General features: G+C 72.7%; 17 protein-coding genes. 5 read left to right on the top strand and 12 right to left on the bottom strand.

The window, feature by feature from the left end:
* Positions 1 to 110 precede the first annotated feature (110 nt).
* Positions 111 to 1289 carry a non-hydrolyzing UDP-N-acetylglucosamine 2-epimerase gene (wecB, locus tag ACLQ2V_RS14285; protein ID WP_425718942.1) on the top strand — a complete coding sequence of 393 codons (1179 nt, stop codon included), beginning with the start codon at positions 111 to 113 and terminating at the stop codon, positions 1287 to 1289.
* Between the two features lie 138 nt (positions 1290 to 1427).
* Here wecB and ACLQ2V_RS14280 read toward each other — a convergent pair whose 3' ends face one another.
* From ACLQ2V_RS14280 to kdpF, 8 genes are all read right to left on the bottom strand, one after another.
* On the bottom strand, positions 1428 to 1745 hold the full coding sequence (locus tag ACLQ2V_RS14280) for a MerR family DNA-binding transcriptional regulator (RefSeq protein ID WP_425718941.1): 318 nt from the start codon (positions 1743 to 1745) through the stop codon (positions 1428 to 1430).
* A 621-nt stretch (positions 1746 to 2366) separates the two neighbouring features.
* Positions 2367 to 5516 carry a GH92 family glycosyl hydrolase gene (locus tag ACLQ2V_RS14275; RefSeq protein WP_425718940.1) on the bottom strand — a complete coding sequence of 1050 codons (3150 nt, stop codon included), beginning with the start codon at positions 5514 to 5516 and terminating at the stop codon, positions 2367 to 2369.
* A gap of 163 nt (positions 5517 to 5679) precedes the next feature.
* On the bottom strand, positions 5680 to 6366 hold the full coding sequence (locus tag ACLQ2V_RS14270) for a response regulator (RefSeq protein ID WP_425718939.1): 687 nt from the start codon (positions 6364 to 6366) through the stop codon (positions 5680 to 5682).
* Positions 6363 to 8915, bottom strand: a complete 2553-nt coding sequence (locus ACLQ2V_RS14265; protein WP_425718938.1) for a DUF4118 domain-containing protein — start codon at positions 8913 to 8915, stop codon at positions 6363 to 6365. The genes ACLQ2V_RS14270 and ACLQ2V_RS14265 overlap by 4 nt, the downstream gene beginning before the upstream one ends.
* Before the next feature lie 109 nt (positions 8916 to 9024).
* Positions 9025 to 9906 (bottom strand): potassium-transporting ATPase subunit C, encoded by an 882-nt coding sequence (locus ACLQ2V_RS14260; RefSeq protein ID WP_425718937.1) that lies wholly within the window; start codon positions 9904 to 9906, stop codon positions 9025 to 9027.
* Positions 9906 to 12161, bottom strand: a complete 2256-nt coding sequence (kdpB, locus tag ACLQ2V_RS14255; protein WP_425718936.1) for a potassium-transporting ATPase subunit KdpB — start codon at positions 12159 to 12161, stop codon at positions 9906 to 9908. The genes ACLQ2V_RS14260 and kdpB overlap by 1 nt, the downstream gene beginning before the upstream one ends.
* Before the next feature lie 20 nt (positions 12162 to 12181).
* Positions 12182 to 13837: a potassium-transporting ATPase subunit KdpA gene (gene kdpA, locus ACLQ2V_RS14250; RefSeq protein WP_425718935.1), complete on the bottom strand. Its 1656-nt coding sequence runs from the start codon at positions 13835 to 13837 to the stop codon at positions 12182 to 12184.
* A complete protein-coding gene (gene kdpF, locus ACLQ2V_RS14245; RefSeq protein WP_091592907.1) occupies positions 13837 to 13926 on the bottom strand; it encodes a K(+)-transporting ATPase subunit F in 90 nt (29 codons plus the stop codon). The genes kdpA and kdpF overlap by 1 nt, the downstream gene beginning before the upstream one ends.
* A gap of 277 nt (positions 13927 to 14203) precedes the next feature.
* Between kdpF and ACLQ2V_RS14240 the strand changes: the two genes are divergently transcribed.
* Positions 14204 to 15184 carry a DUF2804 domain-containing protein gene (locus tag ACLQ2V_RS14240; RefSeq protein WP_425718934.1) on the top strand — a complete coding sequence of 327 codons (981 nt, stop codon included), beginning with the start codon at positions 14204 to 14206 and terminating at the stop codon, positions 15182 to 15184.
* Positions 15185 to 15216: 32 nt separating this feature from the next.
* On the opposite strand, the gene ACLQ2V_RS14235 is transcribed toward ACLQ2V_RS14240, so the two are convergent.
* Positions 15217 to 15507 (bottom strand): hypothetical protein, encoded by a 291-nt coding sequence (locus ACLQ2V_RS14235; protein ID WP_425718933.1) that lies wholly within the window; start codon positions 15505 to 15507, stop codon positions 15217 to 15219.
* Between the two features lie 495 nt (positions 15508 to 16002).
* Between ACLQ2V_RS14235 and ACLQ2V_RS14230 the strand changes: the two genes are divergently transcribed.
* Positions 16003 to 16227: a helix-turn-helix transcriptional regulator gene (locus tag ACLQ2V_RS14230; protein WP_425718932.1), complete on the top strand. Its 225-nt coding sequence runs from the start codon at positions 16003 to 16005 to the stop codon at positions 16225 to 16227.
* Between the two features lie 451 nt (positions 16228 to 16678).
* Here the strand turns inward: ACLQ2V_RS14230 and ACLQ2V_RS14225 are convergent, their stop codons facing one another.
* Positions 16679 to 18529 carry a glycoside hydrolase family 2 protein gene (locus ACLQ2V_RS14225; RefSeq protein WP_425718931.1) on the bottom strand — a complete coding sequence of 617 codons (1851 nt, stop codon included), beginning with the start codon at positions 18527 to 18529 and terminating at the stop codon, positions 16679 to 16681.
* Entirely contained in the window at positions 18526 to 19968 is a 1443-nt protein-coding gene (locus tag ACLQ2V_RS14220) for an MFS transporter (RefSeq protein ID WP_425718930.1), read from the bottom strand. The genes ACLQ2V_RS14225 and ACLQ2V_RS14220 overlap by 4 nt, the downstream gene beginning before the upstream one ends.
* Before the next feature lie 222 nt (positions 19969 to 20190).
* On the opposite strand from ACLQ2V_RS14220, the gene ACLQ2V_RS14215 reads away from it, so the two are divergent.
* Together ACLQ2V_RS14215 and ACLQ2V_RS14210 are read left to right on the top strand one after the other, a co-directional pair.
* On the top strand, positions 20191 to 21636 hold the full coding sequence (locus ACLQ2V_RS14215) for a cellulase family glycosylhydrolase (protein ID WP_425718929.1): 1446 nt from the start codon (positions 20191 to 20193) through the stop codon (positions 21634 to 21636).
* 226 nt (positions 21637 to 21862) lie between these two features.
* The gene (locus ACLQ2V_RS14210; protein WP_425718928.1) at positions 21863 to 24577 is read left to right on the top strand and encodes a PQQ-dependent sugar dehydrogenase; all 2715 of its coding nucleotides are present in this window, start codon (positions 21863 to 21865) and stop codon (positions 24575 to 24577) included.
* A 112-nt stretch (positions 24578 to 24689) separates the two neighbouring features.
* Here the strand turns inward: ACLQ2V_RS14210 and ACLQ2V_RS14205 are convergent, their stop codons facing one another.
* Entirely contained in the window at positions 24690 to 25403 is a 714-nt protein-coding gene (locus ACLQ2V_RS14205; protein ID WP_425718927.1) for a hypothetical protein, read from the bottom strand.
* Positions 25404 to 25421 lie beyond the last annotated feature (18 nt).

The following is a 25421-nucleotide window of genomic DNA, read 5'->3' as shown; positions in this document are numbered from 1 at the left end:
GGGTACCGGTCGCGCTCGGTCTCGGCGCGCTCGCGGCCGGTGCCGGAGGCGGATTCTCGCTCTACCGGGGACGGCTCGCGGCAACCACGGCGGACCAGGGCTGAGCCGACATGGATGCGAGGATGCCGACACCGCACGAGATACTGATTCTGGCCGGAACCCGGCCGGAGGGGGTCAAGATGGCGCCCCTGATCCGCTGTCTCCTCGACGATCCGAGGTTCACGGTGCGGGTGGCGGACACCGGGCAACAGCCGGGACGCGTCACCGAGGCGCTCACGCCCTTCGGTCTCAGCCCCACGGTGACCCTGACGCCGCAACGGCGCAGCGGGTCACTTTCGGAGCTGGCCGCGGCGCTGATCACGGGGATCGACGACCTGCTCGCCGAGCGCCGGCCAGCGGCGGTCGTGGTGCAGGGGGACACCACGACCACCCTGGCCGGCGGGTCCGTCGCCTTCTGGCACCGGATCCCGGTGGTGCACCTGGAGGCCGGCCTGCGTACCAACGACCTGGACCGGCCGTTTCCCGAGGAGGCGAACCGGGCCATGCTGGCCCGGATCGCCGCACTGCACCTGGCCCCCACCGCGGCGGCCAGGCAGCACCTGATCGACGAGGGCATCAACGACCGGTCGATCGTGGTGACCGGCAACACGGTGGTGGACGCGCTGGCCCATCTCCTCGCCAGCGGACTGGCCCGACCACCGGCCTGGGCTCAGGGGCCGGGACGTCTCGTGGTGGCCACGGTGCACCGGCGCGAGAACTGGGGGGCCGGAGTCGCCGGGGCGCTCGACGGCTTGCGCCGGCTGGCGCAGCGGCATCCGCAGACTCGGATCGTGCTGGTCTCTCATCCCAACCCGCAGTTGAGCGCGGAGGTCACCGCGCAACTGGCCGGCGTCGCCAATGCCATGGTCACCCCGCCGCTGCCGTATCCGGAGATGATCGGGCTGCTGCGCTGCGCCGACCTGGTGGTCACCGACTCCGGCGGGCTCCAGGAGGAGGCCGCCACCCTCGGCGTGCCCCTGCTGGTCACCCGGGACACCACGGAGCGCCCGGAGGCCATCGGGCCGGGGGTCGGCGAACTGGTCGGCACCGACCCGGCGCGGCTGGTGGCCGCCGCGACCCGGCAGTTCGCCGCCGGCCGCCGCGGCCCGGGGCACTCGCCCTTCGGCGACGGGTTCGCCGGCGCCCGCTCGGTCACGGCGATAGCGGAACTGCTCGGCGTCGCCCCGCTCTCGGCGACCATCCCGACCAACACCGAAAGGTCGGACAAACTTTCCGTACTATCCGGTTGACGGCCTGATCAGGCTGTCCGGTTGACGGTCTGATCAGGCTATCCGGATCTCGGCGCTTCACCAGGCTCAGCAGCATCGGAGGAGTCCAGATGTCGGTGGGATTTGGCAAATCCCACGTCGCCGCCCCGGGCCAGGTGCTCAGCCGGTTTCCCGCGCCCTCCGATACGTCTCGTTCTGCCGCAGCGCCTCTTCGAGCTGGTCTTCCAGGACGATGATGCGGCAGGCCGCCTCCAGGGCGGTGCCCTGGTCCACCATCTCCCGGGCGCGGGCGGCCAGGCGCAGCTGGTAGCGGGAGTAGCGGCGGTGCCCGCCGGCGGAGCGGTGCGGCTCGATCAGGTTCGCCTCGTCCAGGCGGCGCAGGAAGTCCTGCGAGGCGCCGAGCATCTCGGCGGCCTGGCCGATGGTGTAGGCGGGGTAGTCCTCGTCGCCGAACATGTCCTCGGGGTTTCGCCCCATGTCACCTCCACGTCGAGGGCCCCGGCGCATCAGCGCCGGGGCCCAGGGTTACGGGTCAGAACACCATGTGCCGACAGGTTCGTCAGCTTGTCGTATCCGCACCGGCCAGCCGTGCTGGCTGCGGGTGCGAGGATCGCATCTGCGTGACCGGAGACCACCTCTCGTTCGATGGAAACTGCGGTGTCCGCCTGGCCCGACATCGCGGGTGAAGGCGGGCGATCCAACGGTGTAACGCCCTCCCTTTCCTCTGCGTCATTCCTCTGGCGATATCAGCTGGAGCCCTGAAAATGCCCTGGCCCCACCTGCGACACCCCGTCGCGCAACACATCGGGGCTCGCCTGCTTACCTAGCTGTCCTGCGCGCCCGTCGTGACCTCACGGCCGGGCGGTCCGTCTGCGTCTTTGTTGTTACCCTGCGCTCTCAACTGGAATTAGCCTAACCCACCCCGCCGGGAATATCTAGCCACCCCGTACCAAGTTTTTTGCGTAACTTGCCGTAGGTTCTGGCGTCAATCGGTACGGACGCGGACGATCCGGGCATCGGCACGGCCGGGCGGCCCGGCCACGGGAGCACCGTGGCCGGGCCGCCCGGCGATCGAGACGCCCGGCGCGACCGACACCGTCACGAGGTGCCGTGCACCTCCACCTCGTAGAGGCGGGCCGCCAGGAAGTCGGTGGTCTGCGTCGGGGTGAGCACGGCCACCCGCACGTACCGGCCGCTGGCCGTCACCGGGTGGTCGCTGACGTCGGCGGTGTTGCCCCGGACCTGCGCCACGGTGGTCCAGGCCGTGCCGTCCGGCGACACCTGCAGGTCGAAGTCGCGGGTGTTCCAGGCGGGGGTCTCCCCGCCCGCGCCGGCGTGGAAGAGGGTGAACGACCTGATCGACCGGGTGGCGCCGAGGTCGATCCGGAGGAGCTTGGTGGCACCGGTCGAGCACCACTTGTCGGTGCCGCCGCCCCAGATGCTGCCGTTGACGGCCTTCTCCGGGCCCTCGGTGGCCAGGCACTGCGAGTCGGCGGTGGCCGGCCGGTTCAGCGCCAGGTTGGTCCGGCCGTTGCCGCCGTACACCTCGAACTCGTCGATGCGGGCGGCGTTGTTCCCGTCGTTGGTGGGGGTGGTGACGTTGAGTCGGACGTAGCGGGCCGTGGACTGCGCGATCGGGTGGTACGTGCGGCTGGCGCGGTTGCCGGCCACGCTCGTGCGCGTCGTCCAGGTCGTCCCGTCGGTGCTGGTCTGGATGGTGAACGCGCCGGTGTTCCAGCCGGTCTGCTCCCCGCCGAGCCCGGCGTGCTTGACCACGAAGGACCGCACCGGCTGGCTCGAGCCCAGGTCCACCTGGAGGAACTTCGTGCCCTCGGCCAGCGAGCACCACTTGCTGGTGCTGCCGAGCCGGCCGTCGAACGCCAACTCCGGGCCCTCGGTCGCCTCGCAGGGAGCCGAGCCGGTGGCCGGCCGACCGGCGGCCAGGTTGGTGCCGAGCTCGGGGGCGGCCGGCGGCGGGGTGAGCCCGTCGGTGAACGACGGCGGCACGTCGGCCACGGCGGTGCCCCACGACGACGCCGAGGCACCCATCGTGTACGACAGCGTGGCCCCGCCCGCGATGTCGCGGTAGCGCAGCCAGGGGCGCTGCGTCGCCGTGCCGCCCACGGTAAGGCTCTGCACGTACTCGTTGCCCGGCCCGGCGTTGGCGGCGTTGATCTGGATGTCCCCGCTCGGCCGGTCCACCAGGATCGACCGGAACAGCGGGCCGTGCAGCGCCAGCGTGTCCGCACCCGGCGTCGGCGGGTACATGCCCAGCGCCGACCAGACGTACCAGGCGGAGGTGGCGCCGAGGTCGTCGTTGCCGGGCAGGCCGCCCGGGGCGGTGGTGAACGACTCGTCCAGCACCCGCCGCACCACGGCGCTGGTGCGCGACGGGGCCGCCGCGAAGTGGTACGCCCACGGGACGCCGTGCTCGGGCTCGTTGCCGATGTAGAAGTACGGCTGGGACTGCCCGCCGTTGGTCACGGTGAAGTGGTGGTCCAGCCGCTGGATCGCGGTCTGCCGGCCACCCATCAGGTTGATCAGGGCGGCGAAGTTGTAGGTGGTCATCCAGGTGTACTGCGCGGCGTTGCCCTCGACGAACTGCGACTGGCTGGCCGGGTTCAGCGGCCAGGGCCAGCTGCCGTCGGCGTTGCGCGGGTGGATGTAGCCCGACTCGGTGTTGAAGGTGTTGCGCCACCACTGGGCGCGGGTCATGTGGGTGTCGTGGGTGGCCGTGTCGCCCAGGGCCTTGGCGAACTGGGCGACGGCGAAGTCGCTGGCCGAGTACTCCATCGAGTCCGACGGGTCGCCCGCGATGTACTGGCGCTGCGTGTAGTCGCCCTGCCGGCCGCGGATCGGGTTGCCCTGCATGGTGCCGCCGGCGGAGGCCTTCTTCATCAGGGCCAGGGCGGCGGCGGTGTCGAAGTCGCGGGCGCCGAACTGGTAGAGGCTGTCGACGACGATCGGGCCCGGGTCGCCGGTCATGACGAAGGCCTCGTTGGTGTTGTGCGACCACTTGGGCAGCAGGCCGCCCTGCTGGCCGTCGAGCACCATGGACTTCGCGATGTCGGCGGCCTCCGCCGGGGCGATGAAGGCGATCAGCGCCGACCACGAGCGGTAGATGTCCCAGCCGGAGTAGTTCTGGTAGACCGGGTGGCTGGCGGTGTGTACGGCGTTGTCGAAGCCGCGGTACTTGCCGTCGACGTCGTTGGAGACGTTCGGGTTGATCAGGACGCGGTACAGCGCGGTGTAGAACTTGCGCAGGTCGGCGTCGTCGCCGCCGGTGGCCTGCACCCGGTTGAGGTAGGTGTTCCACTGCGCGTCGGCGCCTGCGCGCACCGTGTCGAAGCCGAAGCCCGGCTGCTCGGCGGCGAGGTTGGCCTGGGCCCCCGCCTGGCTGACGAACGAGATGCCCACCTTGGCCTGCACCACCGGGTTGGTGGCGGTGTCGAAGGTCAGGTAGCCGCCGGAGTTGACGCCGCTGGCGCTGGTGGAGCCGGCGCTGACGGTGCCGCCCAGCCAGGTGCCCACGCCGCTGGGGGCGCGGTCGAACTCCATCCGGAAGAAGATCTGGTACGTCCTGCCACTGCCGCAGAAGCCGCCGCCGGTCACGCTGCCGGTCACGGTGGAGCCGCTGATCGTGATGGCGCCGGCGCGGTTGCCGGTGGCGCTGCGGCTGGTGTTGATCAGCACCCGGGCCGCGTCGGTCGCCGGGTAGCTCAGCCGCAGGGCGGCGGTGCGCTGGGTGGCCGACGCCTCGACCCGGGTGTTGCCGTAGTTGCTGAGCACCGCCTGGTAGAAGCCGGGACGGGCCTGCTCCTGGCTCTTGTTCTGGGTGGCCCGGTAGGACGTCCAGGAGGTGCCGGGCGAGGCCCCGATGGCCCCGGTGATCGGCAGGATGCCGAGGTCCTCGTTGTTGGCGCAGCCCGCGCCGTTGAAGTGGGTGAGGCTGAACTCCTCGATCTGGCTGTCGCTGAACCGGTAGCCCGAGGGCGAGGCGGTCGGGGTGTCCGGGCTGAGCTGCACCATGCCGAAGGGCTGCACCGGGCCGGGGATCGTGCTCCCGCCGGCACCGCCGGGGACGGGGTTGGGCGCGCTGCTGTCGTCGGTGCCGATGAACGGATTGACGTACGGGGTGAGGCTCAGCGGCGCGGCCGCCGCGGGCGCGGCGACGGCGACGAGCACGGATGCGCCGGTGACGGCGGCGGCCAACAGGCCGAGCAGACGGGACGGGCCTGATCGGAGCATGGTCCGGATCCTCCCTCTGGGCGCGCGGGCAGGATCACCGCCGCGATACCCACAATCATCGAAGTTTGCCGATATAAGCTCTAGTCGCACGCAGGGCGCGTGTCAACGCCGACCCGACCGGCCGATCGACAAATAGGGGGCCCGGCACGCCGCGCCACGGCGGTCAGGGCCGGTAGCGGTAGCCCATCCCCGGCTCGGTGATCAGGTGCCGAGGGCGGGCCGGGTCGTCCTCCAGCTTGCGCCGCAGCTGGGCCATGTACTGCCGCAGGTAGTTCGTCTCGTGCTGGTACTCCGGGCCCCACACGTCGTGCAGGAGCTGGCGCTGGCTGACCAGCTTGCCGGGGTGGCGCAGCAGCTTGTCGAGCATCGCCCACTGGGTCGGGGTGAGCTTGACCTCCGCCCCGTCGTCCCGGAGCACCGTGCGGTCGGCGAGGTTCACGGTGTGCCGGCCCACCCGCAGCAGCGCGCTCGTCCCGTCGGCCGGGGTCGGGGCGAGGCGACGGGTGACGGCGCGGATGCGGGCCAGCAGCTCGTCCATCCCGAACGGCTTGGTGACGTAGTCGTCGGCGCCCGCGTCGAGGGCGGCCACCTTCTCCTCGCTGCCGGCCCGGCCGGAGAGCACGATGATCGGCACCGCCGTCCAGCCGCGCAGCCCCCGGATCACCTCCACCCCGTCGAGGTCGGGCAGCCCCAGGTCGAGGACCACCAGGTCCGGCCGGTGCGCGGCGGCGGCCTTCAACGCGGCCGTGCCGGTGGCGGCGACCTCGACGTCGTACCCACGGGCCCGCAGGTTGATCCGCAGGGCGCGCAGGATCTGCGGTTCGTCGTCGACGACGAGGATGCGGGTCATCGCGGCGGCCCCGGCGAGGCGTCCGGCGCGGCCGCGGGCAGCCGCAGCACCATGGTCAGCCCACCGCCCGGGGTGGTCTCCGGCGTGATGCTGCCCCCCATGGCCTCGGCGAGGCCCCGGGACAGGGCGAGGCCGAGGCCGACCCCGGTCAGGTTGTCCCGGTCGCCGAGGCGCTGGAACGGCAGGAAGACGTGCTCCCACTGGTCCTCGGGGATGCCGGGGCCGGTGTCGATGATCCGCAGCTCCACCTGCCCGGCGTGGGCGCTGGCGGTGACGGTGGGCGGCTGGCCGGGCGGGCTGTGCCGCAGCGCGTTGGCCACCAGGTTGACCAGCACCCGCTCCAGCAGCCCCGGGTCGGCGTGGGCGGCGGGCAGGTCGGCGGGGATGTCGGTGCCGACGTCGGCGGCGTCCGGGCCGAGCTCGTCCAGCGCCCCGGGGACCACGTCCTCCAGCCCGATCGCGGTGGTGGTGACGCCGAGCGCGCCGGCCTGCAGGCGGCTCATGTCCAGCAGGTTCGCCACCAGCCGGCCCAGCCGGTCCAGGGACTCGTCGGCGGTGGCCAGCAGCTCGTCGCGGTCGTCGGCGTCGAACTCCACGTCCGGGCTGCGCAGGCTGCTCACCGCCGCCTTCGCCGATGCCAGCGGCGTACGCAGGTCGTGGCTGACGGCGGCGAGCAGCGCGGTGCGCATCCGGTCGGCCTCGGCCAGCGGGCGGGCGGCGGCGGCCTGGGCGGCGAGGCGTTCCTGGCGCAGCGCCACCGCCGCCTGGGCGGCGAAGGCCTCCACGACGCGCCGGTCGGCGGCCTCCAGCGGCCGGCCGGCGAGCACCACCGTGAGCTGGTCGTCGACCGGCACGGCGGTCTCCCCCGCCTCGGGGCTGCCCGGCGGCGAGTCCCCGACGGCGGCGACCACCCGCCACGCGCCCTCCTCGCCGGGCCGGGCCGGTCGCCCCGGCGCGTCGGTGGCCAGCTCCAGGACGCTGACCGCGCGTAGCCCGAAGGTCTCCCGGAGCCGGTCCAGCAGCGCCGGCAGCGGGCGCTCGCCGCGCAGCACGCCGCCGGCCACCGTGGCCAGGGTCTGCGCGTCGGCGGACGCCCGCGCCGCCTCCCGGGTACGCCGGGCCGCGACGTCCACCACCCAGCTGACGGCCAGGGCGACACCGACGAAGACGCCGAGGGCGAGCAGGTTGTCGCCCTCGGCGATGGTCAGCGTGCGGTACGGCGGGGTGAAGAACCAGTTGAGCAGCAGCGACCCGCCCAGCGCGGCGAAGAGCGCCGGCCAGAGGCCGCCGACCAGGGCCACCCCGACGACCCCGGCGAGGAAGAGCAGGATGTCGTTGGTCAGGGTCAGGTCCGGCAGCACCGTGAGCAGCACCGTCAGCAGCGGCATGCCCACCCCGGCCAGGGCGAAGCCGAGCAGCCGGCGGCGGCGCGACAACGCCGCCGGCATCCCGCCCGCGCGCCGGCCCCGCCCCGCCTCCGGGTGGGTGACCAGGTGCACGTCGATCGGGCCGCAGAGGCTGGCGGTGGTCACCCCCACCCCCCGGGAGAAGATCTGCGCGAGCCGACCCCGGCGGCTGGTGCCCAGGACGAGCTGGGTGGCGTTGACGCCGCGGGCGAAGTCGAGCAGCGCAGCCGGCACGTTCGCGCCGAGGACGTGGTGGTACGTGCCGCCGAGGCTCTCCACCAGCACCCGCTGGCGGGCCAGCTGGGCGGGGTCGGCCCCGGCGAGCCCGTCGCTGCGGGCCACGTGCACGGCCAGCAGGTCCGCGCCCCGGCCCCGGGCGGCGATGCGGGCCGCGCGGCGGATCAGCGGGTCGCCCTCCGGCCCGCCGGTCAGCGCCACCACCACCCGCTCGCGGGCCTCCCAGGGGGCGGAGATGCCCTGCTGCGCGCGGTACGCGCCGAGCTGGTCGTCGACCTTGTCGGCGAGCCAGAGCAGGGCCAGCTCGCGCAGGGCGGTGAGGTTGCCGACCCGGAAGTAGTTGCCCAGTGCCGCGTCGATCCGGTCGGGGCGGTAGATGTTGCCGTGGGCCATCCGCCGGCGCAGCGCCTCCGGGGTCATGTCGACCAGCTCGACCTGCTCGGCGGCGCGCACCACGGCGTCCGGGACGGTCTCCCGTTGGACGGTGCCGGTGATCTGGGCGACGACGTCGTTGATCGACTCCAGGTGCTGGATGTTGACGGTGCTCAGCACGCTGATGCCGGCGTCGAGGATCTCCTGCACGTCGCGCCAGCGCTTGTCGTTGCGGGCGCCCGGCACGTTGGTGTGGGCCAGCTCGTCGACCACCACCACCTCGGGGCGGCGGGCCAGCACGGCGTCGAGGTCCAGCTCGGTGAGCTCCACCCCCCGGTAGGTGACCGCGCGGCGGGGCACCTGCTCCAGGTCTCCGATCATGGCGGCGGTGTGCGGGCGGCCGTGGGTCTCCACGAAGCCGATCACCACGTCGGTGCCGCGCTCGGCGCGGCGCTGGGCCTCCTCCAGCATGGCGTAGGTCTTGCCCACGCCGGGGGCGGCCCCCAGGTAGATCCGAAGCTCGCCGCGGGACACGCAGAAGATCCTCTCTGGTCACCGGCCGCCGGCGGGGGCCGGCCCGGTCGAAGTCGGGTCGCCACGGCGGTCGGGCGGGGCCCCGGCGGGCCCCGCCCGACGCCGGGCGTCAGCGGGCGGGGAACTCCGCGTCGAGGGCGAGGTTGAGCTCCAGGACGTTGACGCCCACCCCACCCAGGAACCCCAGCGTACGGCCGGTGGTGTGCCGGTCGACCAGACGGCCGACCGCCGCCGGGTCCACGCCGCGCTCGCGCGCCACCCGGTCGACCTGCAGCCGCGCGTACGCGACGCTGATGTGCGGGTCGAGGCCGCTGCCGCTGGCGGTGACCGCGTCGGCCGGCACGGCCGGGTCGGCGGGGGCGTCGCCCCGGACCGGGGTGACGACCCCACCGGCGGCGACGTAGTTCGCGCCGGGCGTGGCCAGCTCCACCGGCACCCCCTGGTACGCGCCGAGGAACGGAGTGGCCGGGGCGGTCTGGTTGACGCTGACCACCCGGGTCACCGGCCCGGTCAGCCCGCCTTCGCGGAACACCGCGAGCACCGCGCCGACCCCGTCGGAGGTGCAGTAGGGGCGGCGGCCGTCCACGCCGTCGAGCTCGCCGACGGCCCTGCTGCGGGCGCAGACCTGGGTGAGCAGGCTCGGCGTCGACTCGGCCGGGTCGACCGCGAGGGTGTCGACGACGCTCTCCGGGCCCAGGTTGCTGGCGGCGGTGGAGGTGGGGTCGTAGCCGTCGCCGGCGGCCGAGGGGCGGGACTGGAAGTAGCGCGGGACGGGGTTGCCGTCGGCGTCGGTGAAGGACTGGCCGATCAGGGCGCTGCCCACGACCCGGCCGTTCGCCGTGATCAGCGAGCCGTCGGCCTTGCCGTCGAGGCCGGGGATCCGGCCGGCGGCGACCAGGGCGAGCGGGTACGCCAACCCGAGCAGGACGGTGAAGACGAGCAGGGCGCGCAGGGCGGCGAGGTGTTGGGCGAGCCAGGCGGGTAGGCGCATCACGAGATCCCTGGGATGAGCTGGATGAGCAGGTCGATGAGCTTGATGCCGACGAACGGCGCGACGATGCCGCCGAGGCCGTAGACCAGCAGGTTGCGGCCGAGCAGCTTCGACGCCGCCGCCGGCCGGTACCGCACGCCCCGCAGGGCCAGCGGGATCAGCGCGACGATCACCAGCGCGTTGAAGATCACCGCGGCGAGGATCGCCGAGGTGGGGCTGGCCAGCCGCATGATGTTCAGCGTGTCCAGGCTCGGGTAGATGGCGGCGAACATGGCCGGGATGATCGCGAAGTACTTCGCGATGTCGTTGGCGATGGAGAAGGTCGTCAGCGCGCCCCGGGTGATCAGCAACTGCTTGCCGATCTCGACGATCTCGATGAGCTTGGTCGGGTCGGAGTCGAGGTCGACCATGTTGCCGGCCTCCTTCGCCGCCGAGGTGCCGGTGTTCATGGCCACCCCCACGTCGGCCTGGGCCAGCGCCGGCGCGTCGTTGGTGCCGTCGCCGGTCATCGCGACCAGCCGGCCACCTTCCTGCTCGCGCCTGATCAGGGCCAGCTTGTCCTCCGGGGTGGCCTCGGCGAGGAAGTCGTCCACCCCGGCCTCGTCGGCGATCGCCTTCGCGGTACGCGGGTTGTCGCCGGTGATCATCACGGTGCGGATGCCCATCCGGCGCATCTCGTCGAACCGCTCCCGCATGCCGGCCTTCACCACGTCCTTGAGGTGGATCACGCCGAGGGCACGGGCCGGCTCGCCGTCGACGTGCTCGGCGACGACCAGCGGGGTGCCGCCGGTGCCGCTGATCGTGTCGACGATCTCGCCGACCTGCTCGGTGGGGTGCCCGCCGTTGTCGCGTACCCACTTCATCACCGCCGCGGCGGCGCCCTTGCGCACCCGGCGCGCGGCCCCGTCGCCCGCCGAGGTCAGGTCGACCCCGCTCATCCGGGTCTGGGCGGTGAAGGGCACGAAGGTGGCGTGCGGAATCAGGCCCGGCTCGCGTTCCCGCAGCCCGAAGTCGTTCTTGGCCAGCACCACCACCGAGCGACCCTCGGGGGTCTCGTCGGCGAGGCTGGCCAGCTGCGCGGCGTCGGCCAGCCGGTCGGCGGTCACGTCGGCCACGGCGACGAACTCGGCGGCCTGCCGGTTGCCCAGGGTGATCGTGCCGGTCTTGTCCAGCAGCAGCGTGTTGACGTCGCCGGCGGCCTCGACCGCGCGTCCGCTCATCGCCAGGACGTTGCGCTGGACCAGGCGGTCCATGCCGGCGATGCCGATCGCGGAGAGCAGCGCCCCGATGGTGGTGGGGATGAGGCAGACCAGCAGCGAGACCAGGACCAGGCCGGAGACGCCGGCGTCGGTGATCGCGGCGGTGTCCGCGGCGGCGGCCTGGTACTGCTTGGAGAAGATCGCCAGCGGCTGCAGCGTCACGACCGCCAGCAGGAAGACGATGCTGAGCGCGGCCAGCAGGATGTTCAACGCGATCTCGTTGGGCGTCTTCTGCCGGTTCGCCCCCTCCACCAGGGCGATCATCCGGTCGATGAAGCTCTCCCCCGGCTTCTGGGTGATCCGCACGACGATGCGGTCGGAGAGCACCTTGGTGCCGCCGGTGACGGCGCTGCGGTCCCCGCCGGACTCCCGGATGACCGGGGCCGACTCGCCGGTGATGGCCGACTCGTCGACGCTCGCGATGCCCTCGACGACGTCGCCGTCGCCGGGGATGATCCCGCCGGCGGTGACCAGGACGACGTCGCCCTGGCGCAGCTCCGGGGCCGCCACCGCCTCGTCGCGGTAGGTGTTGGCCCGCGCGCCCGGGGCCCAGCCCACCAGCCGGGTGGCGACGGTGTCCTTCTTCGCCTGCCGCAGGGTCGCGGCCTGCGCCTTGCCCCGCCCCTCGGCGACCGCCTCGGCCAGGTTGGCGAAGAGCACGGTCAGCCAGAGCCAGACCGTGATCGCCCAGGCGAAGACCGACGGATCGGCCACCGCGAGCACGGTGGTGAAGGCGGCGCCGATCTCGACGATCAGCATCACCGGGTTGCGCCAGAGCGTGCGCGGGTCGAGCTTGCGCAGCGCGTCGGGCAGGGAGCGCAGCATCTGCTTCGGGTCGAGCAGTCCCCCGCCGACCCGGCCGCGCGGGGTGGCCGGGGGGTTGGCCGGGGCGGCCGGATCGCTTGCGGTGGCCGGATCGGCCGGGGTGGCGGGGGTGCCGGGGGTGCCGGGGGTCGACGGTTCGCCGGCCCCGGTTGTCACGGGCGTGACGGCCATGTCCTCGTTCCTCATGATGGTCACAGCCCCTCAGCCAGCGGGCCGAGGGCGAGCGCGGGCAGGAAGGTCAGCGCGACGAGGATCACCGTGACGCCGACGACCATCCCGACGAAGAGTGGTCGGTGGGTCGGCAGGGTGCCCTCGGAGGCGGGGGTGGGTGCCTGGCGGGCCAGGGAGCCGGCCAGGGCGAGGACGAAGACGATCGGCAGGAACCGGCCCAGCAGCATGCACAGCCCCAGCGCGGTGTCCCACCAGGTCGTGTTGACCGTGATGCCGGCGAACGCGGAACCGTTGTTGTTGCTGGCCGAGGTGAACGCGTACAGCACCTCGGAGAGGCCGTGCGGGCCGACGTTGAGCGCCGTGGAGTCGTTGCCCGTGGCGAACGCCGCCGCCGTGCCGGCCAGCACCAGCGTGGGGGTGATCAGGAAGTACAGCGACGCGAACTTGATCTCCCGCGCGCCGATCTTCTTGCCCAGGTACTCCGGGGTCCGCCCCACCATCAGCCCGGCGACGAAGACCGTGATGACCGCGAGGATGAGCAGCCCGTACAGGCCCGAGCCGGTGCCGCCGGGGGCGACCTCGCCGAGCATCATGTTGACCATCGTCATCATGCCGCCCAGCGAGGTGTACGAGTCGTGGAACGAGTTCACCGCGCCGGTCGAGGTCAGCGTGGTCGCGGCGGCGAAGGTCGCCGAGTTCGACACGTCGAAACGCATCTCCTTGCCCTCCAGCGCCGCGCCGACCGCCTGCGGCACGGTGCCGTTGCCGGTCAGCTCGAACACGTTGGTCAGGGTGACGCTGGCCAGCGCGAGGATCCCCATCACGGCGGCGATGGCGTAGCCCTGCCGGTGCTGGCCGACCATCCGGCCGAAGAGCCGGGGCATGCTGAACGGGATCAGCAGGATCAGGAAGATCTGCAACCAGTTCGTCCAGGCCGTCGGGTTCTCGAACGGGTGGGCGCTGTTGACGTTGTAGAAGCCGCCTCCGTTGGTGCCCAGCAGCTTGATCACTTCCTGGCTGGCCACCGGGCCGCCGGTGACGCTCTGCGCGCCGCCGGTCAGGGTGGTCACGTCGGTGCCGCCCGAGAGGTTCTGCACCGCCCCACCGACCATCAGGGCGAGCGCCCCCAGCACCGCGATCGGCAGCAGGATCCGCAGCACGATCCGGACCAGGTCCACCCAGAAGTTGCCCAGCTCGCCGGTGCGGCTGCGGGCGAACCCGCGCACCAGGGCGACCGCGACGGCGATGCCGACGGCCGCGGAGACGAAGTTCTGCACCGCCAGCCCGGCCATCTGCACCAGGTGACCCATCGTCGACTCACCCGAGTACGACTGCCAGTTGGTGTTCGCCACGAACGACGCCGCCGTGTTGAACGCCCCGTGCGGCGTCACCGGGTCGAAGCCCAGCGAGAGCCAGAGGTGGTGCTGCACCCGCTGCAACCCGTAGAGGAAGAGCACCGAGACCGCGCTGAAGGCGAGCACGCTGCGGGCGTAGACGCCCCAGGACTGCTCGGCCGCCGGGTTCACCCCGACCAGGCGGTAGACGCCCCGCTCGACGCGGGACTGCCGGGTGCCTGCGACCACCCGGTACATGTGGTCGCCGAGCGGCTTGTAGACGGCCGCCAGGGCCGCCACCAGGGAGAGTACGAAGAGGATGCCCGCCGTCGTCGCGCTCATCAGAAACGCTCCGGGAACAGCAGGGCGACGACCAGGAAAATCCCCAGGCCGATCGCGAGCACCAGGCCCACGGCGTTGACGGCACTCACAGCTTCTCCACCGCCCGCACCACCAGGGCGAGCGCCGCGAAGAGCGCCACCGTCACCACCACGAACAGCACGTCAGACACTGCTGACTCCTCTTACCGGGAATTGGTTTCCCACGGCCGCCGTCGGGCCGTGCCGGGCAAGCAAAGCCCCTCCGTACGCCGCCCGACAGGGTTGTTGACGCAGCCATGACGGTGCCGGCCGGTTTCTTCACGCCCTTTTCACGTCCGCCGCCGAGCAGGTGAAACGGGTCACCGGCGGCCCGGCTACCCTCGCCGTCGTGACGCATGAACGCGAGCTCAGCGAGCCGATCGACCTCTGCCTGCCGAACGGGCGGCTGCACCCCGCCGCCGTCGGCTGGAGCCGCCGCCCGGTGCACCGGGCGAACCTGCGCGGCTGGGGCCGCAACAAGCGCTGGGAGTACTGGGGCGTCGTCACCCCGAGCCACATCGTCGGCCTGGTCGCCTCGTCGCTGGACTACGCCGGCGTGCACAGCCTCTACGTGCTCGACCGGGCCACCGGGGTCGAGATCGACCGCAACGCGACGGTCCCGTTCGCCCGGGGCACGGTATTCCCGCCGGTCAGCGGGGCGGGCCCGGTGCGGGCGCGCGGCGGCGGGATCACCATCGACATCGACCAGGACCCCTCGGGTACGACCATCCGCGCCACCGCCCCGGGTCTGGCGGTCGACCTGGTGGTGCCGCTGCCGGCGGGCCACGAGTCGCTCGGCGTGGTGGTGCCGTGGAGCACCCGCCGGTTCCAGTACACGGTCAAGGACCTCGGCCGCCCGGTGCGCGGCACGCTGAACGTCGACGGGGTGACCCACCCGGTCGACGAGGCGGACTCCTTCGCCGTGCTCGACCACGGGCGCGGCAGGTGGCCGTACGCGATCCGCTGGAACTGGGCCGCCGGCAGCGGTCCGGGCCGGGCGATCCAACTCGGCGGGAAGTGGACCGACGGCACCGGCTCGACGGAGAACGGCCTCTTCGTCGACGGCCGGCTGCACAAGATCGGTGCCGAGCTGCGCTGGGAGTACGACCGCGCCGACTGGCTGCGGCCGTGGCGGATCGACGGCGAGCGGGTGTCGGTGCAGTTCCACCCGTTCCACGAGAAGGTCTCCCGGACCAGCCTCGGCGTGCTGGCCAGCGAGACGCACCAGTGCTTCGGGCACTTCACCGGCTGGGCGGCGGCCGACGACGGCGAGCGGGTCGACCTGGACGGCCTGGTCGGCTGGGCCGAGGAGGCCCGCAACCGCTGGTGACCCCCGTCATCCCGGCCCCTTACCGCAGCGACTCAGCCCCGCACGTTCGATCTGGACCGCCCTGGTTGTGCCGGGGCGGTTCGTCGTTGGACCCTCAACCCCGCCCGCTGTACGAAGATCTCCCGTCGGGCCACCGCGTCGCCCTGGGCGTCCAACTCGTACCCGTCGAGCCAGATCCAGCGGTCGTAGGTGATCAGGTCGTGCCGGACCTTGATCAGGCGGAACATGATCGGCTTGGCGAACTGCACGCTGCACGCGGCGGTGATGTGCAGGACGTCGCCGGCCTTCAACTCGATCATCGGCGCGGGCCGTACCGTCGCCATGCCCTGATCCGGGCCCTGGCCAGCTCGGCCAGGGGACACCAGCCGCTCGGGCGGCAAGCGGCGCAGCGCCGGTGCTTGTGCCAGTCGAGGGCGCGCACGGCATCCACGATCAACCGGGGCAGCCGACGCGCGGTCACCTCACCCTCCTGGATGACCCGGCAGCGAGGGTGAGGTCGAGCCGGTCCCGACCCCGCCACAGCCACCACACGCAGGAATCCCACCGAAAGTCCTGACGCGGCTTCACCAGGGCCAGGTGTCGGGCGTCGCGCAGCGCCATCGGTGCCTCCCAGGGGTCCGATCTTTTGCGGCACCCCGCCCCACCGAGCCCAGCTCCACCAGGGCGGGGGTACCGCGTCACCGATCACACACCAACGGCCACCTCCCTGTCAATACAGGTAGACTCATATAGAGAGGTGCTGAGTGGTAGACCACTCAACACATACCGATTACGTCGCACCTCTCGGGGTAGACAGGCAGGTGTCTACCGTCGTTGGCATGGGCACGCCGGAGGTCCCGGGACCGCTCGTCGGTCCGGGCGAGATCATGGATCTGCTGAACGTCAGCCGGTCGCGCTTCAGGCAGATCATCATGCAGCCGTATTTCCCGCGCCCGTTCCAGGTCTTACAGGCCGGCTCTGTGTGGTTACGGTCGGACGTCGAGGCATACATCCGGGACTACCGCCGGCCCAAGCCGCCAGCGGATGAGGACGAGCAGGGCTGACCACACCTGGCTGGGCAGGGCCGCTGCGCGCATAGCCGGGGCGGGTCCGGGGCGGGCCGAGCGGGGACGGCCCCGGTCCTGGCACGGGCCGACGCGGGACGGACGACGGGCCGATCCCTCATCTGCGCGACGTCCGGCCAGGTGGGAAGGCTGTTCGGGACGCTATGGAGCTGATTCGTTTACGACATCAGCTCCATAGCGTCTGGAAGAGGTATCCCCCTCCCCTCCCTCTCCGTCGTCGCCAGTCTCAGCAGCTGACCGGGCTCACCGCCGCCTGCCCCTCTTCCTCAGCAGGCCAGCCTCCCTGGCGAGGTCCGAGGGACGCGGGTCGCCCACGCGGCAGCGCGCTCCCCCCGGGCCGCCGCCCCGGCCGCCAGGCTTCGGCCGTCGGCCGCGCCCGCCCTCGGCCCACCGGCGCCCAGCCCGGCGGGTGCCGCAGCCGGGACGGGGCTCAGCCCGCCAGGTGCCGCAGCCGGTCGGTGACGGCCCGGACGACCGCCTCGGGCAGCTTGAGCACCCGCCGGTCGTAGCTGAACAGGCCGTTCAGCTCGTCCTCCACGTCGCTGAGCTGGGTGTAGACGGTGGCCGCGAGACCGGCCCGGATCGCGGGCACGATCTGCTCGTCGTGCAGCCGGGTGAACGCCTCCGCCAGCTCGGCGGGGGTACGGCAGCGCTTGTACCCGAACTCGGCCGACCCGAAGGTGTGCCCCTCGACGCGCAGGGCGTACCCGCCGTACTCGGAGAGCACCAGGGCCCGCCGGTCGCGGCCCGGCGCGGCCGCGTCGACGCTTGCTGCTCCCCCGGCGGCGCGGCGCGGCCCACCCCCCGGGACGCGGAAGCGGCGGAAGTAGACGTGCAGGCTGCGCAGGTCGCCGCCGCCCTGGTCGTGCCAGCCGCTGGCGTGGTCGACGGTGCGGGTCGGGTCGAGGGCGGCCACCTCCCGGGCGACCTCGGCGGCGTCGAACTGCCCCCAGCCCTCGTTGAACGGCACCCAGACGGCGATGCTCACCACGTTGCGCAGGTGCGCCACGGTCTCGCGCACCTCGGCGCGGAACTCGGCGCGCCCGGCCGGGTCGGCGCGGCCGAACCAGCGCCGCCACCGGCCCCGGTCGGGCAGCCGCAGCGGCGTCAGCACCGGGGCGGTGACCACCAGCGGGCGGTACGCGCCGCCGCCGTTGACCATGTCCTGCCAGACCAGGATGCCGAGCCGGTCACAGTGGTGGTACCAGCGCAGCGGCTCGATCTTGATGTGCTTGCGCAGCATGGTGAAGCCGAGCCGCTTCATCGCGGCGATGTCGGCGACCAGCGCCGCGTCCGACGGCGCGGTGTAGAGGCCGTCCGGCCAGTAGCCCTGGTCGAGCACCCCCGCGTGGAAGTACGGCTTCCCGTTGAGCAGCAGCCTCGGCACCCCGTCGGCGTCCGGGCCGACGCCGAAGGAGCGCAGGCCCAGGTAGCTGCGGACCCGGTCGGTGCCGTAGTCGACGGTCACGTCGTACAGGAAGGGGTCTGCGGGGGTCCAGGGGCGTACCTCGGTCAGCGGCAGGCGCACGGCGGTCCCGGCGGCGGCGCTGGCCTCGGCGACCACCGCGCCGCCGGCCAGGACCCGGATCCGCGCCGCCCCCGCGTCGGAGCCGGCGTCGGCGGCGTGCACCGTGACCTCGACGCAGCCGGCCGCCAGGTCGGGGGTGAGGGTGAGCCGGTCGACGTGCGCGGCGGGGACGCTCTCGGCCCAGACGGTCTGCCAGATGCCGGACTGGGCGGTGTACCAGATCCCGCCCCGGCGCAGCTTCTGCTTGCCGCGCGCGTGGTGGCCGGTGTCGCTGTCGTCGCGCACCGCCACGACCAGCACGTTCTCGCCGTCGCGCAGCGCGTCGGTGATGTCGCAGCGCACCGGCAGGTACCCGCCGGTGCGCCCGCCGACCGGCACCCCGTTGAGCAGCACCGCGCAGCGCTGGTCCACCGCGCCGAAGTGCAGCAACAGCCGGTGTCCGGCGCGGTGGAAGCCCGCCGGCAGCCGCAGGGTGCGGCGGTACCAGAGGGTCTGGCCGGGGCGCAGTTGCCGCCCCACCCCCGACAGCGGGGCCTCCGGGGAGAACGGCACGAGGATCTCGCCGTCGTAGCGGGTGGGCTGCCGGTCGTCGTCGGTGATGGCGTACGCCCACCGGCCGTTGAGGTTGAGGTAGCTGTCGCGGGCCAACTGCGGGCGCGGGTACTCCGGCAGCACCCGGTCCGGGTCGAGCGCCTCGCCCCACTGGGTCGTCGGCGGCACCGCGCGCTCCGGGCCGCCCCGTCGCGCCCTCACGCCACGGCTCCGGCGTCGCGGCGGCCCGCGCCGGCTGCGGTGTCGCGGCGGCGCAGCGCCAGCGCCGGCACCACGATCAGCGCCAGCACGGCCAGGGCCATCAGGAAGATCCCCGGCGTCGGCACCTGCCGCAGCACCCCCAGCTCCAGGTACGTCTCGTCGGCGTTGTTGATCACCGCCGCGCCCAGGTACGGGCCGATCAGCATCGGGATCAGGATGGCGAAGATCATCCGTAGCCCCTGCACGTGGCCGGCGCGCTCGGGCGGGGTGTGGTCGCGCACCAGCGCGCCCAGCGGGGCGAGCACCAGCACGAAGCCGGACATCATCACGATGCCGGCGCCGGTCACCGCCACCGCGCCCCGGGCCACGAACATCAGCAGCAGGCCGGTGCCGTAGACCGCTGCGGCCGGCAGCAGGAACCGGGCCTTGCCGACCCGGTCGATGAGCCGACCGGCGAGCACGCTGACCACCGACGCGGTCACCAGGACCACGGCCAGCACCACGGCGTACCCCTCGACCCTGAGGTAGCGCTGCAGGTAGATGACCAGGTACGGCAGGAAGACCTGGGTGGAGACGCCCCAGACCGACCAGCCGGCCAGGGCCAGGTAGAGGCCCGGGTTGGCGCGCATCGTCGACGGCCGGAGCCCGTGCGCCACCGCGCGCAGGTATCCGGCGTCGTTGCGGACCAGCGTCGGGCTCTCCTGGATCAGGAACCAGGCGGCGACGCCGGCCACGGCCAGCACCGCGCCGATGATCAGGAAGAACGCCCGCCACTGGCCGGCGCGGGCCAGCCCGTCGAAGGCCCCGAAGATGACCAGCATGGCCAGCAGCGGCATGACCGCCAGCACCGCCTCGACCCGGCCCCGGTTGGCCGGTCGGGTCACGTCGGTCACCCAGGCCTGGAACGCCGCGTCGTTCGCCCCGGAGCCGAGGAACGACATCAGGCAGTCCAGCGCGACCACCGCGAGCACGGTGAGCAGCACGACGTTCGCCATCGGCGCGAGGTCGTCCAACGCGCCCACGGTGAGGAAGCCGAACCCTGCGGTGCAGACCCCCCAGAGCAGGTAGCCGCCGGCGACGAAGACCCGCCGCCGCCCGAGGCGGTCGGAGAGGGCCCCCAGCAGCAGGGTGGCCAGCGTCGCGGTGGCGGCGCTGGCGGCGACCATCGTGGCGATCACGGTCGGGTCGTCGGTGACCGTGTCGTAGACGAAGAGGTTCAGGTAGATGTTCTCGACCGTCCAGGCGAGCTGGCCGACCAGGCCGAGCAGCACCACGGCGGCCCAGACCCGCGGCCGCAGCCGGTCGGGGTCCCCGGCGGGCGGGCCGGCCGCGCCGCCGACGTCCGGCGGGTACGCCACGAGGCCGGGACCGGGCGACGCCGGGTGCCCGTCCGGGGATGCGGCCGGGTGCGGGGCCGGGTGCGGGTGCGGGACGGGCATGGGCGGCCTCCTCGGCGGTCAGCACATGATGGACCACGCCCGCCGCCTGCGGGAACGGGGTCGCCCCCGCGCCATGGATTCGGTGCCCCGTTCCGCGCCGGGCCTCGCGGTCCCCCGCGCCGGAGCCTCGCGGCCCGCGTCGAGCCCTCGCGTTGCCCCAGCTCTTAACTTTCTTTATATTTCGACGAAAGTAACTTTCTCATCGCCCCTGGGAGGTACCTCGTGCGACTTCGCGGCAGACCGATCGCGGTGGCCGGCCTCATCGCAGCGCTGGCACTGGTGCCGCTCGCCGTCTCCGGCACCGCCGGTGCGGCGGCGACACCGACCGCGAGCTTCACCAAGGTGCAGGACTGGGGGTCAGGCTGGGAGGGCCAGTACAAGATCACCAACGGCGGGGCCAGCACTATCACCTCCTGGCGGCTGGAATTCGACCTGCCCGCCGGCACCAGCCTCAGCTCGCACTGGGACGCGCTGCTGACCCGCACCGGGCAGCGCCACACCTTCACCAACTACTCCTGGAACGGCACGATCGTCCCGGGTGGCTCGGTCTACTTCGGCTTCGTCGGCACCGGCTCCGGCGGCCCGATCGGCTGCACCCTCAACGGCCAGCCCTGCGCCGGCGGCGCGACCCCGACCACCCCGCCGGCCACCACCCGACCGCCGACCACCCCACCGCCCACGACACCACCGCCCACCACCCCGCCGCCCACCACGCCGCCGCCGGCCGCCACCACCCCGGTCGCGGCCAACGGCCAGCTGCGGGTCTGCGGTCGTCAGCTCTGCAACCGCAACGGCACCGCGATCCAGCTGCGCGGCATGAGCACGCACGGCATCCAGTGGTACGCCAACTGCGCCACCCCCGCCTCGCTGGACGTGCTGGCCCGGGAGTGGAACGCCGACGTGCTGCGGATCTCGATGTACGTCCAGGAGGACGGCTACGAGACCGACCCGCGCCGCTTCACCGACATGGTGCACAACTACATCGAGCTGGCCACCGCTCGGGGCATGTACGCCATCGTCGACTGGCACATGTTGGACCCCGGTGACCCCAACTACAACCTGAGCCGGGCGCGCACCTTCTTCGCCGAGATCGCCGAACGGCACAAGGACAAGGTCAACGTGCTCTACGAGATCGCCAACGAGCCCAACGGCGACGGGGTCACCTGGGGCACCATCAAGAACTACGCCGACCAGGTCGTCCCCGTGATCCGCAGCCGCGACCCGGAGGCCGTGGTCCTCGTCGGCACCCCGGACTGGTCCTCGCTCGGCGTCTCCGGCGACGGCGGCGCGGTCGACGCGATCGCGGCGAACCCGGTCAGCGGCGGCAACCTGATGTACGTCTTCCACTTCTACGCCGCCTCGCACGGCAACCTGTACTACGACACCTTCGCCCGGGCCGCCGACCGCCTGCCACTCTTCGTCACCGAGTTCGGCACCCAGCAGGCCACCGGCGACGGCCCGAACGACTTCACCATGGCCCAGCGGTACCTCGACCTGATGGCCAGCAAGAAGATCAGCTGGGTGAACTGGAACTTCTCCGACGACTTCCGCTCCGGCGCGGTCTTCACCACCGGCACCTGCGGCAGCGGCCAGTTCGGCGGCACCGCGCGCCTCAAGCCGGCCGGCGCCTGGATCCGCGACCGCATCCGCACCCCCGACAGCTTCTGAGCACACCCCGAGGTACGGCCCCTGCGCCCCTTCCGGGCGACAGGGGCCGTCCCCCTTCGGGGGCGGTCGGTGGCATCCGTGTTGCTCCGTCGCAATTGGACGGTGACGCACCGTACGACCGTAGTAACGACATACTCATTCCCGGCAGCCTCGGCTGTCCCCACCCCGGCGCTTTCCCTAACGTCACCACCTTGTGAGCGTGGGGCTCACGAAGGGGGACACGAACATGCCACAAAGGACACGCCGGGCCCGGTTGGTGGGGGCCAGCCTGGTCACCGCACTGGTGGCGGCGCTGACGCCGATCGCCACGGCAACCCCGGCCAGCGCGGTGACGCTGCCGACCGGATTCCAGGAACAGACCGTCCTGACCGGGCTGAACCTGCCGACGAACGTCGAATTCGCCCCGGACGGGCGGGTCTTCGTCGCCGAGAAGGGCGGCCGGATCAAGGTCTACGACAACCTGGCCGACACCACCCCGACCGTCTTCGCGGACCTCTCCGCGAACGTGCACAACCAGCACGACCGGGGGCTGCTCGGGCTCGCCCTGCACCCCCAGTTCCCGACCCAGCCGTACGTCTACGTGCTCTACGCCTACGACGCACCGCCCGGCCAGACCGCCCCGTACTGGAACGACAACTGCGCGGCGGTCGGCGGCACCAATTCCGGGCAGTGCGTCATCACCGGCCGGCTGTCCCGGCTCACCGCCGCCGGCAACGTGATGACCGGCAGCGAGCAGGTGCTGCTGCAGGACTGGTGCCAGCAGTTCGCCAGCCACTCCGTCGGCGACCTGCGCTTCGGCGCCGACGGCATGCTCTACGTCTCCGGCGGCGACGGGGCCAGCTACGACGTGGTCGACTACGGCCAGCGCGGCACCCCGGCCAACCCCTGCGCCGACCCGCCGGGCGGGACGATGACCCCGCCCACCGCCGAGGGCGGCGCGCTGCGCTCGCAGGACCTGCGCACCCCCGCCGACCCGACCAGCCTGGACGGCACGGTGCTGCGGCTCGACCCGGCCACCGGTCTGGCCGCCCCCGGCAACCCGCTGGCCGGCAGCGCCGACACCAACGCCCGCCGGATCGTGGCGCACGGGCTGCGCAACCCGTACCGGATGGCGATGCGCCCCGGCACCAGCGAGGTCTGGCTCGGCGACGTGGGCTGGACCAAGTGGGAGGAGATCGACCGGGTGGTCGACCCGACCGCCGGGGTGACGAACTTCGGCTGGCCCTGCTACGAGGGCAACGCCCGGCAGGGCGGGTACGACGGCGCCAACCTCGACATCTGCGAGAACCTCTACACCGGGCCGGGCCAGACCGCGCCCTACTACGCCTACGACCACGCCGCCCCGGTGGTGCCCAACGAGACCTGCCCGACGGGTGGCTCGTCGGTCGGCGGGCTGGCCTTCCACCCCGCCTCCGGCGGCAACTACCCGGCGGCCTACCGGGGCGCGCTCTTCTTCTCCGACTACTCCCGCAACTGCATCTGGGCCATGCTGCCCGACGCGCCCGGCGGGCTGCCGGTGGCCGCCAACCGGCAGACCTTCGCCGCGGCCGCGTCCAGCCCCGTCGACCTGGCCACCGGCCCTGGCGGCGACCTGTACTACGTCGACATCGGCGGCGGGACGATCCGCCGGATCCGGTACTTCCCCGGCAACCAGCCGCCGGTCGCGTCGATCACCGCCTCCCCCACCTCGGGGCCGGCGCCGCTGACCGTCAGCTTCGACGCCACCGGCTCGTCGGACCCGGACCCGGCCGACGCGGGCCTGCTGCGCTACGAGTGGGACTTCACCAACGACGGCACCGTCGACTCCACCGCCGCCACGGTCACCCACACCTACCCGTCGGGCGGGCCGTACACGGCACGGTTGCGGGTCGTCGACACCCTCGGGGCGAGCGCCACCGCGACCGTGCCGATCCAGTCCGGCAACAGCGCGCCCAGCGCCGTCATCGACACCCCGGCGGCGGGCTTCACCTGGGCGGTGAACACGCCCATCACCTTCACCGGCCACGCCACCGACCCGGACCAGGGCACCCTGCCGGCCTCCGCGTTGCGCTGGCGGATGGTGCTGCACCACTGCTCCGCGCCGGGCAACTGCCACGCCCACCCGCTGCGCGACTGGGAGGGGGTGGCCGGTGCCACGATCGCCGGCCCGGACCACGAGTATCCGTCCTACCTGGAGCTGGTGCTGACCGCCACGGACAGCGGCGGCCTCAGCCACTCCAGCAGCGTGCGGCTGGACCCGAAGACGGTCAACCTGACCTTCGACACCGCCCCGTCCGGCCTGCAGGTGGTCTTCGGATCCACCGCGCAGACCACGCCGTTCACCCGCACCGTCATCCAGGGCTCCACGAACACGGTCAGCGCGGTGACGCCGCAGACCGTCGGCGGGCGGACGTACGACTTCTCGTCCTGGTCCGACGGGGGCGGGCAGTCGCACGTGATCACCGCGCCGGCCACGCCGACCGTCTACACCGCCCGGTACGCCGAGCGGAACCCGACGGTCCGGCTGCCGCAGTCGGAGATCGACGTCGACGACGTGGACAGCCAGGAGGTGCTGCTGGTCAACGGCCGGGCGACCAACGTGCTCGACGGCCGGGCCAACACCTTCTGGCACAGCAGGTACCTGCTCTCCAGCCAGCCCCACCCGCACTGGATCGACCTCGACCTCGGCGCCGCACGCCAGGTCAACCGGCTCTACTACCTGCCCCGGCAGAACAGCGCCGACGGGCGGATCAAGGGCTACGAGGTCTACCTCTCCACCGACGGCAGCAACTGGGGCAGCCCGGTGGCCACCGGGACGTTCCCGAACTCGACCGCCGAGCAGACGGTGACGATCCCGTCCACCACCGCCCGGTACGTCCGGCTGCGCGCCCTCAGTGAGGTCAACGGGAAGAAGTGGACCAGCGTCGCCGAGCTCAACGTGGGCGTCGTCCCGAACGGCTGACCGGCAGCACCGTTCCCGGCCGCCGTGCCGGGCGGGCGCACCCCGCGCCCGCCCGGCACGGCGTTCGCCTTGGCACCATGCGCCCGGCACGGCGGCCAGCCGCCCGCCCGGCTCAGACCAGCAGGCCCACCCGCAGCTCCGCACCCAGGTTGACCCCGCCGACCACCCGATCAGCGGCGGGATCCAGGATGGCGACGGTGTTGTTGCGCCGCATCAGCTCCCGCACCGGGGGCGGCAGCGGGGGCTGTTCGTCCATCGCCGCGCGGAGCTCTCGGGCGGTCGCGATCAGCCGCTCCACCAAGCGGGCGGCGTCGACGTCCACCCGGACCCGGCCGTACTCCCAGCCCACGACGGTGAGGTCCAGCACCTCGAAGAGGTGGGTCAGCAGCGCGTACGGGTCGGTCACCCGCGCCACCTGCGGTGCCTGCCCGCCGATCGCCGTGACGGCGGCGGTCACCTGCACGTACGGGTGGAAGCCACCCGGCAGCGCGTAGAAGGGCCAGCGCAGCTCCCGCCCCGCCGCCTGCCACAGCGGCCGGTAGTTGCGGCGGTCGACCACGAGCCGTCGACCGGTGCGCCGGTGCAGGTCGAACGCCTGGGCGAGCAGCTCCGCGTTGGCCCCCTCGGCGGCCTCGCCGACGATCCTGCCCGCCACGACCAGGCCGTCGTCGCCGTCCAGCAGCCGGGTGACCTCGTCGACCTGCTGGGCGATCCCGGCCTGCGCGCCGGCGCCGAAGCGCTGCCGGACGTCATGCAGCAGCGCCTCCTGCCGACCCGGATCGAGCGGGGACTCTTTCCTGCCCAGTACTTGCCGGAGCCACCGCATCTCGCCTCGTCTCCGCAG

Source organism: Micromonospora sp. DT233 (assembly GCF_049841815.1).
Classification (GTDB): Bacteria; Actinomycetota; Actinomycetes; order Mycobacteriales; family Micromonosporaceae; genus Micromonospora.
The sequence above is the reverse complement of the archived record's forward strand: the minus strand, read 5'-3'. Positions and strand labels throughout refer to the sequence as shown.

Coding starts and splice junctions, on each gene's coding strand:
- ACLQ2V_RS14235 (WP_425718933.1), bottom strand. CDS start 15,507: ATGGCGACGGTACGGCCCGCGCCGATGATCGAGTTGAAGGCCGGCGAC.
- wecB (WP_425718942.1), top strand. CDS start 111: ATGGATGCGAGGATGCCGACACCGCACGAGATACTGATTCTGGCCGGA.
- ACLQ2V_RS14210 (WP_425718928.1), top strand. CDS start 21,863: ATGCCACAAAGGACACGCCGGGCCCGGTTGGTGGGGGCCAGCCTGGTC.
- ACLQ2V_RS14230 (WP_425718932.1), top strand. CDS start 16,003: ATGGGCACGCCGGAGGTCCCGGGACCGCTCGTCGGTCCGGGCGAGATC.
- ACLQ2V_RS14205 (WP_425718927.1), bottom strand. CDS start 25,403: ATGCGGTGGCTCCGGCAAGTACTGGGCAGGAAAGAGTCCCCGCTCGAT.
- ACLQ2V_RS14270 (WP_425718939.1), bottom strand. CDS start 6,366: ATGACCCGCATCCTCGTCGTCGACGACGAACCGCAGATCCTGCGCGCC.
- kdpB (WP_425718936.1), bottom strand. CDS start 12,161: ATGGCCGTCACGCCCGTGACAACCGGGGCCGGCGAACCGTCGACCCCC.
- ACLQ2V_RS14260 (WP_425718937.1), bottom strand. CDS start 9,906: ATGCGCCTACCCGCCTGGCTCGCCCAACACCTCGCCGCCCTGCGCGCC.
- ACLQ2V_RS14220 (WP_425718930.1), bottom strand. CDS start 19,968: ATGCCCGTCCCGCACCCGCACCCGGCCCCGCACCCGGCCGCATCCCCG.
- ACLQ2V_RS14275 (WP_425718940.1), bottom strand. CDS start 5,516: ATGCTCCGATCAGGCCCGTCCCGTCTGCTCGGCCTGTTGGCCGCCGCC.
- ACLQ2V_RS14280 (WP_425718941.1), bottom strand. CDS start 1,745: ATGGGGCGAAACCCCGAGGACATGTTCGGCGACGAGGACTACCCCGCC.
- kdpA (WP_425718935.1), bottom strand. CDS start 13,837: ATGAGCGCGACGACGGCGGGCATCCTCTTCGTACTCTCCCTGGTGGCG.